This is a genomic window from Flavobacterium rhamnosi (assembly GCF_048286515.1).
GTDB lineage: Bacteria > Bacteroidota > Bacteroidia > Flavobacteriales > Flavobacteriaceae > Flavobacterium.
The window spans coordinates 310,749-323,677 of record NZ_JBLVPS010000003.1 but is presented as its reverse complement, the minus strand read 5'-3'; the positions used below and the strand labels follow the sequence as shown (position 1 = coordinate 323,677).

The window sequence follows — 12,929 nt, the reverse complement described above, 5'->3', positions numbered from 1 at the left end:
TAAACGCCGCAAATAATATTTTGGAGAAAGGGCAATTTCTCATGGAAGCTAAAGTAGCCTGTTGAGGCAAGCTTTTTCCAAGAATCCTCAACGCTTAAGCTGGAGGAGTTGTCAAATCAGCATTCCTAATTACTATTTCAAAGAGAACCAAAATCTGTAAATTATATAAAAAATATCCGCTTAGAACAGTATTACAATTGAGTAACCGCTCTTAAAAAACTTTATATTTGTATTTGAACTTTTTTATTAAAAACTACGTTTAACTAAATTAGGAAGAAAGATTTTCTTTAAACTGAAGAAGTTCCATATCCTTTTAAAAACTATATTACCTACATATGAAAAAGCAAGCTATCCTATTCCTTGTACTTCCCTTATTATTTTATGTTTCCAGTTGTAATCGTGGCAAAGCAGCTGATGCTTTAAATGAGACAAAAAAAACGGAGACTGCAAAAACTGATTCCATAGAGAAAAAGGCTGCTCTTACAATTGACACTATCGATTATAATAAAAGAATGGTGGCATTAAGCAACAATGACACAACTGGCAGATGGCCGGTAAAAACACCTTACCCATTACCCGGAGCGATTTTACCATACAACCGTATTATTGCTTATTACGGAAATTTGTATTCCACAAGAATGGGGATTCTCGGAGAACTTCCTCGAAGAGAAATGTTGGCAAAACTGCAAGGTGAAGTGGCAAAATGGCAAGCAGCGGACTCTACTGTCAAAGCAATACCTGCTTTACATTATATTGCTGTTACCGCTCAGGGAGCACCGGGCAAAAATAACATGCACCGCATGCGCATGCCTTTTAAACAAATAGATACTATTCTAAGTTGGGCAAAACCTATCAATGCTTTAGTGTTTTTGGATATTCAAGTGGGACACAGTACCGTAAAGGCCGAAGTCGCCGAACTCGAACAATATCTTGCATTACCTAATGTACACTTGGGAATCGATCCTGAATTTTCTATGAAGAATGGAGAACGTCCTGGTTCTAAAATTGGAAATTTTACCGCTGCTGATATTAATGATGCCATTGACATTTTGGCAAACATCGTACGTAAAAATAAACTAACTCCAAAAGTACTTGTAGTACACCGTTTTACGCAAGGAATGGTGAAAAATTATAAAGAAATTAAAACCGTACCGGAGGTTCAAATTGTGATGGACATGGATGGTTTTGGTAGCAAGACACTTAAAAAATCGACGTACATGAGTTATATCTATAGAGAACCTGTACAATTTACCGGTTTTAAATTATTTTATAAAAACGACAATAAAAAAGATTGGAAAATGTACAGTCCGGAAGAATTAATTAAATTGACTCCAAAACCAATCTATATTCAATACCAATAATTAAATTTATCTATGAAGAATCTTCTTTTTTTAGTTATCGTTGGATTTTTTCTATTATTGGGCTGTCAGTCAGAGCCTCGTAAAACAACGAACGAAATTCCAATTATTACTGCCCCCGTGAAAATAGCAGCACCAAAAAAAGTAATGGCTGATGCTGCCTCTATTCTTTCCAAAAAAGAAGTCCCTATATTATGCTATCATAGTATTCAGAATTTTAGTGCCAATGCCAGTGAAATGAAAAAAACGTACACCGTGACCCCGGCCAATTTTGCAGAACAAATGAAAACACTTTCAGCCGAAGGGTATCATACTATTCTACCCGCCCAATTGTACGATTACCTGGTTTATGATGTGCCATTGCCTTCTAATCCAATAATGATCACGTTTGACGACACACGAGAAGAACAATTTACAATAGGCGCTGCTGAAATGAATAAATACGGTTTCAAAGGGGTGTTTTTTATCATGACGGTCTCTACTAACCGACCTAATTATATGACCAATGATCAAATTAAAAATTTATCTGATAATGGAAATGTGATTGCAGCGCATACTTGGGATCATCATATGGTCACAAAATATACTGGAGATGACTGGAATACCCAATTAGTAAAACCCAAAAAAAAACTTGAAGACATCACCGGTAAGCCTGTAAAATATTTTGCTTATCCTTTTGGTTTATGGAATACTGCCGCCATACCTGAAATAAAAAAGAGCGACTACCAAATGGCATTTATCTTGTCTACTAAAAGAGATTCTGTCAATCCATTATACACCATCAGACGTATTATTGTTGCAGGTCAATGGTCCACTCCAAGGGTAATGAAAGCTATAAAATCTTCTTTTTAAAATATCTGTAAAACGTTATTTATATAAAAACACTTTCTAATCTCAGTTATTAAATCGACTTAATAACTGAGATTTTTTTTACTTCGAAAAACAAGTAAACCCGATAATTTAAAGGATATAAACGATACTATTTCTCGGCAATCAGAAATCCTGTTTCTGATTTAATTTTTGACAACTCCTTTTTTTATACTATTTGTAATTTTTGTACAATTAGTAAGCTCTCCCACACCATATTTCAAGGGGGTAGCGAATAAAAAATGTTTTTAAGACTGCGAAATCATAAAAAACAACATTACAAAATAAAATAATTATCAAAAAACAATTGTCAAAAAAAGAATGTTATAAAAATTATTAAATAGTGATATAATCCTCATTTATATAAAAAATAATTTGGTATTTTAGCTTTAAAGATGTGTTTTATTCAATAAAACACAACAAATCTTAACGTTTTAATAACATGAATTATGATGAAGGAGATACCTAAATTAAACCAAAATGGTTGGGATGAAATGTTTTCTAAGGAGGGAGTTCGGGAATATTACCGCCAAGTACTGCAAACATTACAAAACTTAGATCACGAAAAACTCAACGATAAGCATCGACAGGCTTCTGATTTTTTTATGAATCAAGGAATAACTTTTACCGTTTATAGTGACGACAATCAGGGCATTGAAAGGATTTTTCCTTTTGATATCATTCCACGAATTATTACCCAAAAAGATTGGAATGAAGTGGAAACCGGAATAAAACAAAGGTTAAAAGCACTTAATTTATTCTTGGAAGACATCTATAATGAGCAGCTCATCATAAAAGAAGGCATTATACCCGCAGCATTAATAGCCTCGTGCCCCCATTACATCCAGGAAGTTCACGGAATTAAAGTGCCACACAACATCCATGTTCACATTGCAGGAATAGATTTGATTCGGGGTGCAAAAGGAGAATTTTATGTACTGGAAGACAATTTGCGGTGTCCAAGCGGTGTGAGTTATATGCTTGAAAACAGAGAAATAACCAAACGGATTTTTCCAGACATGCTTACCTCTAATCATGTTAGCATGGTAAGCAATTATCCTATGATTTTCCATAACATTTTAGTTGCTCTGTCTCCAAGAAATATCTCCAACCCAAATGTAGTCCTACTAACACCCGGAGTATACAACTCGGCGTATTATGAGCATACCTTTTTAGCCAGACAAATGGGAATTCCTCTGGTAGAAGGAAGAGATTTAGTGGTAAACAACAACAAAGTCTATATGAAAACCACTTCCGGACTTCATCAGGTAGATGTTATTTATAGACGTCTGGATGATGAATATCTTGATCCGTTAGTTTTTAAACCGGACAGCGCGTTAGGTGTTCCCGGGCTTATTAGTGCATACAAACAAGGAAATGTAGCCTTGGTTAATGCTGTAGGAAATGGAGTCGCCGATGATAAAGCCGTATACGCTTATGTGCCGGACATGATAAAATATTATCTGAACGAAGAGCCAATTCTCAAAAATGTCCCTACATACAGAATGGAAAATTTAGATGAAAGAGAAATGGTTTTTGCAAACATGGAAAAGATGGTCATTAAGGAAACCAATCAGAGTGGCGGTTATGGAATGATTATGGGAAATAAAGCAACGCAACAGGAAGTGGATAACGCAAAAATTGCGATTGTTGATAATCCGCGTAATTTCATTGCGCAACCTATCATTCAACTCAGCACGGTACCATGTCTCATCGATGGCGAACTAAAATTACGACATGTGGACTTAAGACCTTATGCTTTGTGCGGCCCTAATGGGGTAAAAATAGTTCCTGGCGGACTAACCAGAGTCGCGCTCACTGAAGGCTCTCTAGTCGTTAATTCTTCCCAAGGCGGAGGAAGTAAGGATACGTGGATTGTTAAATAAAGTTTCGGTCTAGTCAATACCCTTTAAATAAAAAAAATGAAAGTAAATATGCTCAGCAGGGTTGCAGACGGAATGTTTTGGCTCAACCGATATATGGAAAGAACAGATGGAATGCTGCTTACCTTAAATACCTTCTATATTCTATCTTTTGATAAAGAAATGAATGATTCTCAAGGATACAAACCTTTATTGGAATACTATACTGATTTGTCAACAGAAAAAATAAATCAGGTGCAGTACGATACAAATTTCGTTTTAAAGTATATCATTTGCGATAATCCAAACCATAACTCCGTAAAGAATCTCGTTATCAAAGCACGAGAAAACGCAAGAGGTTCACAAGACAAAATCACGAAAGAACTTTGGGAACATATCAATTCTTTGTATCACTTCATGAATTCACCTGAATTGCCAAAAAAACTAGAAACTTCTGATGCGAGTAATATTATCAGTAAACTCAATAAAGATTTTTTGCTCTACAACGGAATTCTTCAGGTGACAATGCCCAGGGGATTAGGATGGTGCTTTTCAAGTATTGGCAAACACATAGAAAGATGTCTGCAAACCATCTCCCTAACGCAAGCGTACTACGCTCCTATTGCTTATAATCTCGATGGAGAGGAAGATTTATTGTATTGGAGGAGATTGTTACTTTCTCTTTCGGGTTATGAATTGTATTTAAAAAGCTATAGTAATATTCCACATAATCGTAAAGTGGTGCAACAAGTCATCTTCAATAGAGATTTCGCACATTCAGTGATTTATACTTTAGAATTAATAGACATCTATTTAGACTCTCTCTTTAAAGACAACAATCTCAGCGAGGCAAGAACATTGCACAATCAATTTGGAAGGCTCAAAAGTTCTGTTGAATTTACGGATTATCATCACCTTACCAACCAACAATTAGAAGATGTCCTAAATAATACCAGAACACAACTGATACAGTTTTCGACGGATTTTTCTAAATTATTCTTCTCTTATACCTGATAAAAATGGCGATTTTCAAAATAGTTCACATCACAAAATACCAATACAATTGGCCGATAAAAGAAAGTATCAATGAGATTCGTTTATTTCCACATCATTTTGAAAACCAAGACGTTTTACAATACCACCTTCTAATAACAAACAATCCCGAAGTAGAAATTTCGCGAGACTACTATGGCAATAGCGTTGGTAATTTCAATACTATGGAATCACACATAGAAATGACTATTGAATCGAGGATGTTGGTGCGTGTTAATCATTCGCTTAAGATCCCTGAACTAGATTATACTACAGTAAAGGACTTGGCAAAAGAAAAAGAAAGAAACATTTCTTTATTGAGACTTTGTTATCCCGAAACGATCAAAAAACAAAACCAAATCAATGCGATTCTGGATGAAATAAACTGTACCGACAAACCCATTATAGAAATTGCTCAACAATGCAATCAATATATTTTTACAAATTTCATCTATACAAAGGGAATTACAAATATTGAAACTACAGTCGATGAAATTCTAGACATTAGAAAAGGAGTTTGCCAAGACTTTGCGCATGTACTATTACAACTCTTGCGTACAGCCGGTATTCCTGCGCGATATGTGAGCGGCTACATTTGCCCGAATGAAAGCGGACTCAGAGGAGAAGGTGCTACACACGCCTGGATAGAAATTTACACATCAAAACAAGGTTGGCTGGGTTTAGATCCTACAAACAATATCTGGACCATGGACAATCACGTGAAACTTTCAGTAGGTCGAAATTTTTATGACTGCACTCCGGTAAAAGGCACTTTTAAAGGACTTTCCAGACAGACGCTCTCGGTATGTGTTTCAATAGGATATGAGGACGGAAGACACTTTGAAGATATAAACGATGTACAACTCGAAGAAGTTTCTCTCGAACTTCAAGAACAATTGAACTACATTGAGCAACTTCAACAGCAGCAACAGCAGCAACAATAGTAATTTAAGTTCATAAAGCTAAAAAAGCGAATCAAAGTACTCCTTGATTCGCTTTTCTTAGCTAAATATATTTTGATCTATCAATTCTTACATATTAAACAACCAACTCTGAGGGTTGTTATACGTTGTATTTTGAAGAATTAAAAATTTAATTACTGTCCTGCCTTCATTATTGGTCCTTACTCTTCCAAGACTTTGTTTTATACTTACTTTATCCCCTTTACTTACAGAAACAGAGCTTAAATTCTGATAAACCGTGAAGAAATCTCCATGTTGTACCATCACTGCTTTATTTATTGGAGATAAAACAATTACACTTGCCACCTCACCACCAAAAACTGCTCTTGCATTTGATCCCTGGTCCGTAGTAATTTCCACACCACTATTATGAATAACCAATGTTTTGTATACTGGATGCGCCTGATCTCCATATCCTAATGACACAAATCCTTTTTCTACCGGCCACGGTAATTTACCTCTATTGGCTCTAAAGTTATCTGCAATTAATTTTGTCTCAGCTGTCAGTTCTATTTTTGATGATGATACGGATGAAGAAGAAACAATAGCCTTAGCACGGGTTTTCAGTTCCGATTTAGATTCTGTTTTTGACTCTGCTTTAGATTCCGCTTTTGCTCTTTCCATTGCTCTTTCCATTGCCGCTTTTCTATTGGCCTCTGCAATTGCTTCCCGTATTAATCTATTGATTTGCCTATCAATTTGTCTGGATTCTTGTTGTCTTTTCTTAATTTCAGCAAGAATTTTGTTCTTATCTTTTTTAATAGATTTTACTAATTTTTCCTGCTCTTGTCGCTCTTTTTCTAATGACAAACGTTCTTTTTCGTTCTCAGCTATGAGTTTCTGTTTGGCCTTTTTTTGCACATCCAGTTTTCCATTATACACAATAAGCTCACCGGTTTTAGATTTGATTTCCTCACCTTGCATCTTTCTGTAATTCGTGTACTGTTTCATGTACTGTGCCCTTTTATAGGCCTGTAAAAAATTCTCAGAGGACAATAAAAACATTGCTCTACTCTCCTCAGAACGGCTTTTGTATGATTTTACAATCATCTCAGCATAATCTGCTTTAAGTATTTCCAGCTCTTTTTTAAGTTTATTGATTTTTACCTGATTAATATACATATCATTCCCCAAAAGCTTCTTTTGTCTTTCAGTAGTGTTAATCAGTTTTTCTTTAAGCTTTATCTTATTGCTTTGTATGACAATTACATTTACAGCCGTTTTTTCTTTTTTCTTTACGGTTTGCAATAGCTTTTCATTTTCACGAATTTCTTTCTGAATCTGGGCTTTTCGTTCTTCTAATTTTTCTTGTTGAGAGGTTTGGCTCCACATTAGTGAAGTCATGCTTATGAAAATTAGGCTTAGGAGAAATTTTGGCATCTTAAAAAAATATTTTTTGCAAATTTACTTAATTATAATTCTTTTGTACCCATTTGGAACACTATAAGGAAAAGAAAGTTCCTCATTGAACGTTATCGTGTTATAATCTAAATTGATTTCCGTTTTTCCTTTCTTTTGAAATGTGTTTATTAGAATATTTGATGGCAAAGTGCCTTCATTGTACACTTTATTATCTGAATAAGCCACCTGAATCATTCGGTCTTCAGCGGTCTGTTTTATTTCCTGTCTTTTAACTAAAAATTTATCCGCATCAAAGAAGAACGATTTTTTTGTGTTTTTACTTGACATATCATCCAGTCTATAGGTCTGTTCCATTAACGACTCTGTATACTTTCCTTTATTCAAATCATCTATTGCATCACCCAACAACATATTTTGGATTTTATTAAAATCTAAATCGGTTCCTAACCATTGACTTAAACCACTGAAATCACCTTCAAAATAACTACCGTTTATTTTTTCATAATAGTTTACCGCTGTTGGTGTTATCAAGGCTTTTGCCATAGTAATTCCTAAAAAACGAATACTAATTAAAATTTGTTGGTCTTTCTTTATTTTTATTTCGGCAGTAACATTTTGCGTTTGTTTGTCATCTGCATATCTCGCATTGGACTTAATATATAATGTAGAAAAATTGTTTTTATTGTTGTAATGATTTTCTATTATTTTATCAGCGGTCAAATAGGTCGATTTTACACTTGCCTCAGCCACAACAGATTTCGATTTGCACGAAGCCATTACGATTGCAAGTACTAATAGTATTGAAAATTTTTTCATTATTTTTTTTGTTTTAATAATTCATTGGCTTTGGAAAAATACAATTCTTTTTTCTTGAAATCTCCCAAACCATTGTACGCTTCACCAAGCTGGATATTGAAATTTATTTCTAATGTTATGTCGTCTAGTAAATACTCCAATCCCATTTCCAGAATTTCTTTAGCTTTTTTATACTGTTGCAATTGATTGTTCGCCAATCCTGAATAGTAATAAAATTGCGGTTGTGTAGGAAATGTTTCAATCATTGTCATTGCTTTTCTAGCTAAAAGATCAAATTGTTTTACCTCAGTATAGCTTTGAAGCAAAAGCAAATTCGTTTCTATATCTTCTCCTGAGCTCTTCTTTAATGCTTGTTCATAATACCTGATAGATTTGTCCCACTGCTTTTTACTGTGAAAATATTTACCAATTTCTTTGGCTACATTAACCTCGTTGTCATTATCAAAATAGGAAATTGCCTTTTCTAAATCAGAAGAATATTGAGGATTTCTTTCCACAAAAATCAAAAATTCATTCAGCATTCTATGTTTTATCTTTGAATCAATTTTGGCACTTGCCAAAGAAATATTCATCGCATTTATAGCTTTTGCCCCTTCATTATTCTCCAAATAAACTTTAAACAAACTCACTTGTGCCCATTCAGAATTTGGAACTGCTGCTGCTAACTTTTTTGTTACTTCAAAAGCCTTCTCTGCTTCATTATTTTTGGAGTACAAATTAATTAGCGCAATATAATTAGATTCTTCTCTTGGGTTTTTATCAATTTGTGTTATTAAATTAGCTTCCTCAACATTTTGAAATTTTCCTTCCGATAAAATCTGCATTTTGTATAACTCCCTTCTTTCCGTTTTTCCAAAAGTATCATTCAGTTCATTGATGAGATCAAGCGCTTTATCAAATTGCCTGGTACCCATATACAGAGATGTTAAATCCTCTTTATACTTTTCATCAAATGGTATTAATTTATTGATGGCAATTAGGGCCTGATTATAATTGCTGGTCTCAAAACTCACATCATACATTCCCACCCAAAACCATCTGTTTTTTGGATCAATTTGTGTTGCGTGTTCAAAGGATTTGTAGGCGTTTTCATAATCCTTTAATGCCAAATAGTTTTTCCCTAATTCGAAAAATACAGTGGCATTATTCGGTTGTAACTTTACACATTGCTCCAAAGCTTTAATCGCTTTGTCATAATTTTCAATTCCTTTTTGAAGCAACGATTCATAAAAACTTTCTTGAAACTGATTTGTTTCCTGCTTTATTTCTTCGGGTTCGGTTTGTGCCAATAGCAAAGGTGAATTGCTTAGCAAAACCATAAACAGAATTATTAAAGCTTCTTTCTTCATTGAATATTTCTTTCAATTTTACCTTTTCGAACTATTCCAATACCGAATAATCCCCAATACTTATGCTTGTAAAAGTACCATTAAAACTGGCATGGTTCCCGATCATTGCATTATCCAGATTCGCATTTTTAATATGAGAATGGTTTTGAATCAAACTGTTTTTTATGGTGCTGTTTGATACATGACATCCCTTTCCTAATGACACATTAGGTCCAACAGTTGCATTTACCAAAATTACATCTTCCCCAATATAACACGGTGGAATTATAGTCGAATTTTCTAACTTAACATCAAAGTCAACTAAATGTGTACCATCATTGTGTAAAAAACCTAACATTCTGGAATTTGTTTCCACCGTTACATTCTTATTCCCACAGTCCATCCACTCCTCTACTTTACCAGGAACAAATTTCATGCCCTTTTGTTTCAGATTCTCTAAACCGTCCGTCAACTGGTATTCTCCGCCTTTTGTAATGTCATTATCCAACAGGAATTGCAACTCGCTACGTAAGTCTTCTCCTTTTTTGAAATAATAGATCCCTATAATGGCTAAATCGGACACAAACTCTTTTGGTTTTTCAACAAAATCAACAATTTGATTTTCCTTATTCAATTGCACCACACCAAAAGCACTTGGATCAGCCACTTGTTTGACCCAAATTACACTATCCGCAGCAGTGTCTAAACTGAAATCCGCTCTAAAAAGTGTGTCTGCGTATGCAACCACAATTGGCCCGTCCATACTGTCTTTGGCGCACATAATAGCATGCCCTGTCCCTAAAGCTTCATTTTGATAATAGATAGTTCCTTTAGCTCCCAATTTTTCGGCTATGGCGATTAAATCGATTTCTACTGGTTTTCCAAAATCTTTGTGGATAATGAATGCAATTTCGTCAATTTTTTGGTTGATTACGTTGGCTATATCTTCTACTAAACGGTGGACAATAGGTTTACCCGCAATAGGAATTAATGGTTTAGGAATAGTTAATGTATGTGGACGAAGACGTGAACCACGTCCGGCCATTGGGATTATTATTTTCATGTTCGTTATTTTATATCATTTATATTTTAACATTACCTCGACTGCTCCGTGCGACAGCTTTATCCTAAGATGGGATACCGTTAGCTATTTCACTCCTGTACTTCCAAAGCCACCCTCACCTCTGGAGGTTTCTGTTAATTCGTGAACTTCATTCCATTCAGCACGTTCATGTTTGGCAATAATGAGCTGCGCAATGCGCTCCCCGTTTTCAACCACAAAAGCTTCATTGGATAAATTTACTAAAATCACACCTATTTCACCACGATAATCGGCATCAACAGTTCCCGGAGAGTTGAGAACTGTTATTCCTTTTTTGGCAGCCAGTCCACTTCTTGGACGTACTTGTGCTTCATAGCCTATTGGTAATTCAATAAAAAGACCTGTTTTTATGATGGCTCTTTCTAATGGCTTTAGGGTTATTGATTCTGTTAGATTTGCTCTTAAATCCATTCCTGCCGAAGCTATGGTCTCATAGTTTGGCAATTCATGTCCTGATTTATTAATAATTTTTATAGTCATTGTTATTGTTTTTAGACGTCTTGCAAGTGAAAAGCCTTTACTTCCAATTGTATTTTTCCTGCTAAAAAGAGCAACCAAAAGAGCTCCTAATCGACTAAGAAAAAAACAATTTTAAAAACCTTGCAACATGCCACGTTAGCTTAATTAAATTCTAGTTGCCTTTTGGTTTCAAAATTCTGGTTAACATTTCTCTTTCGTTGTGATATATAAAATACATAAATACGAGTAATAATGGAATTCCAACAAAATAATTCTCTCGGAAACCATAAAATGATATGGCCGAGAATCCTACTGACAGGGAGAGATATCCTACTATCTTTTTTGTATCATAGGGTATTGGGTAGTATTTATTCCCTAAATAATAAGAAATAAACATCATGCTCCCATAGGCTGCTATAGTAGCGATAGCTGATCCATAGTAACTCATAGTTGGAATTAGCAGGTAGTTGAGCATTAATGTTATTATTGCGCCAACAATAGAGATATAAGCCCCTATATATGTTTTGTCAATAAGTTTGTACCAAACGGAAAGATTCGTGTAAATCCCAAGGAAAAAATTAGCCAGAATAATCAACGGAACAACTTTCATGGCTTCCCAATAGGAAGTATCGCGAATCATAAAGTATTTTAAAACATCGGCAAACACGATTACACTTAGCAAAATAAAAGATCCAAAAATGACAAAATATTTAGTCACAGTGGCATAGGTCTGCGGCGCGTCCTTGTTTGCAGCATGGCTAAAAAAGAAGGGTTCGATTCCTAAAGTGTATGCGGTTCTATACAAAACCATGAACAACCCCAATTTATAACAGGCGGAATATACTCCCACTTCGGCTTCCGCGATATTAGCGGGTAATAATCTTCCCAATAAAATTTTGTCGAATTGTTCATTGATGGCAAACGCGATTCCAGCGACCATTATAGGCAAACCGTAACGCATCATTCGTTTCCAAAGTGCAAAATCAAAACTCCATTTTAACAAAATATAATCCGGTGAAAGGATTACAAATGTCAATAAACTGGCAATAATATTGGCTAAAAATATGTACCCAATCTGAAAGTTTTCAATATACAAAGAACCTAAGAATCCATCGGGTTGAGATTGCGCAATTTTAGGTAAAAAGAGCAAAAAGAAAACACTTAAAGAAAGATTAATTAAAACATTTCCGATTTTAATTCCGGCATAAACCATGGATTTTTGATAGGCTCTCAATTTTGAAAATGGTATAATTACCAAGGCATCCAGTACTAAAATCCAAATAGTATAGGTGATGTATTGCGTATCTATACCAGACCATTGCGACAAAGTGTTTCGGTATAAGAGCGCTATAAATAAAAAGGAAATTGAACTCCAAAAAATCGAAACCATCGTCGTTTCCACAACTGTTTTCTTGTTGGTTTCATTATTGTAAAACCGAAAAAAGGCGGTTTCCATTCCATAGGCAAGAATAACATTGAAAAAAATCATCCAGGCGAAAATTATGGAAACTTTTCCATACTCAGCTTTTGGCAGTAAATCAGTATAAAGAGGAACTAGTAAAAAACTGAACATTCTCGGTAAAACCGTTGCTAGCCCGTAAATTGCTGTTTGTTTAAAAAGACTTTTATATAATCCCAAAATGATTTATCTGTTTTGTATTTATAAAACAAAAATAACTAATTCTTTGGTTTAATCATGTGAAGATAATATTTGTTTTTTGAAAGTGAAATACGCATGATACCTTGATACAAACATCTTCCTTCCAAAATATTATTTTCTA

General features: G+C 34.7%; 11 protein-coding genes. 5 read left to right on the top strand and 6 right to left on the bottom strand.

Annotated features, from left to right (window positions below; translation table 11 throughout):
- Positions 1 to 335: 335 nt before the first annotated feature.
- From ACNQGN_RS04315 to ACNQGN_RS04295, 5 genes are all read left to right on the top strand, one after another.
- Complete coding sequence (locus ACNQGN_RS04315) at positions 336 to 1,361, top strand: hypothetical protein (RefSeq protein WP_417986622.1); 1,026 nt, start codon at positions 336 to 338, stop codon at positions 1,359 to 1,361.
- A 12-nt stretch (positions 1,362 to 1,373) separates the two neighbouring features.
- Positions 1,374 to 2,210, top strand: coding sequence for a polysaccharide deacetylase family protein (locus tag ACNQGN_RS04310; RefSeq protein ID WP_417986621.1), 837 nt, complete (start codon positions 1,374 to 1,376; stop codon positions 2,208 to 2,210).
- Positions 2,211 to 2,674: 464 nt separating this feature from the next.
- Positions 2,675 to 4,111 (top strand): circularly permuted type 2 ATP-grasp protein, encoded by a 1,437-nt coding sequence (locus ACNQGN_RS04305; RefSeq protein WP_417986620.1) that lies wholly within the window; start codon positions 2,675 to 2,677, stop codon positions 4,109 to 4,111.
- Positions 4,112 to 4,147: 36 nt separating this feature from the next.
- Positions 4,148 to 5,101, top strand: a complete 954-nt coding sequence (locus tag ACNQGN_RS04300) for an alpha-E domain-containing protein (protein WP_417986619.1) — start codon at positions 4,148 to 4,150, stop codon at positions 5,099 to 5,101.
- A 5-nt stretch (positions 5,102 to 5,106) separates the two neighbouring features.
- A complete protein-coding gene (locus ACNQGN_RS04295; RefSeq protein ID WP_417986618.1) occupies positions 5,107 to 6,063 on the top strand; it encodes a transglutaminase family protein in 957 nt (318 codons plus the stop codon).
- 87 nt (positions 6,064 to 6,150) lie between these two features.
- On the opposite strand, the gene ACNQGN_RS04290 is transcribed toward ACNQGN_RS04295, so the two are convergent.
- The 6 genes from ACNQGN_RS04290 to ACNQGN_RS04265 all read right to left on the bottom strand — a co-directional run bounded on the left by ACNQGN_RS04290 (position 6,151) and on the right by ACNQGN_RS04265 (position 12,787).
- Positions 6,151 to 7,425: a murein hydrolase activator EnvC family protein gene (locus tag ACNQGN_RS04290; RefSeq protein ID WP_417986617.1), complete on the bottom strand. Its 1,275-nt coding sequence runs from the start codon at positions 7,423 to 7,425 to the stop codon at positions 6,151 to 6,153.
- Between the two features lie 60 nt (positions 7,426 to 7,485).
- Entirely contained in the window at positions 7,486 to 8,259 is a 774-nt protein-coding gene (gene lolB1, locus ACNQGN_RS04285; protein ID WP_417986616.1) for a lipoprotein insertase outer membrane protein LolB1, read from the bottom strand.
- Positions 8,259 to 9,608 carry a tetratricopeptide repeat protein gene (locus ACNQGN_RS04280; RefSeq protein WP_417986615.1) on the bottom strand — a complete coding sequence of 450 codons (1,350 nt, stop codon included), beginning with the start codon at positions 9,606 to 9,608 and terminating at the stop codon, positions 8,259 to 8,261. Before ACNQGN_RS04280 ends, lolB1 begins: the two co-directional genes overlap by 1 nt.
- A gap of 31 nt (positions 9,609 to 9,639) precedes the next feature.
- Positions 9,640 to 10,650, bottom strand: a complete 1,011-nt coding sequence (locus ACNQGN_RS04275; protein ID WP_417986614.1) for a sugar phosphate nucleotidyltransferase — start codon at positions 10,648 to 10,650, stop codon at positions 9,640 to 9,642.
- 84 nt (positions 10,651 to 10,734) lie between these two features.
- Positions 10,735 to 11,169: a dUTP diphosphatase gene (dut, locus tag ACNQGN_RS04270; RefSeq protein WP_417986613.1), complete on the bottom strand. Its 435-nt coding sequence runs from the start codon at positions 11,167 to 11,169 to the stop codon at positions 10,735 to 10,737.
- Positions 11,170 to 11,320: 151 nt separating this feature from the next.
- Positions 11,321 to 12,787: a lipopolysaccharide biosynthesis protein gene (locus ACNQGN_RS04265; protein ID WP_417986612.1), complete on the bottom strand. Its 1,467-nt coding sequence runs from the start codon at positions 12,785 to 12,787 to the stop codon at positions 11,321 to 11,323.
- Between the last annotated feature and the right edge of the window lie 142 nt (positions 12,788 to 12,929).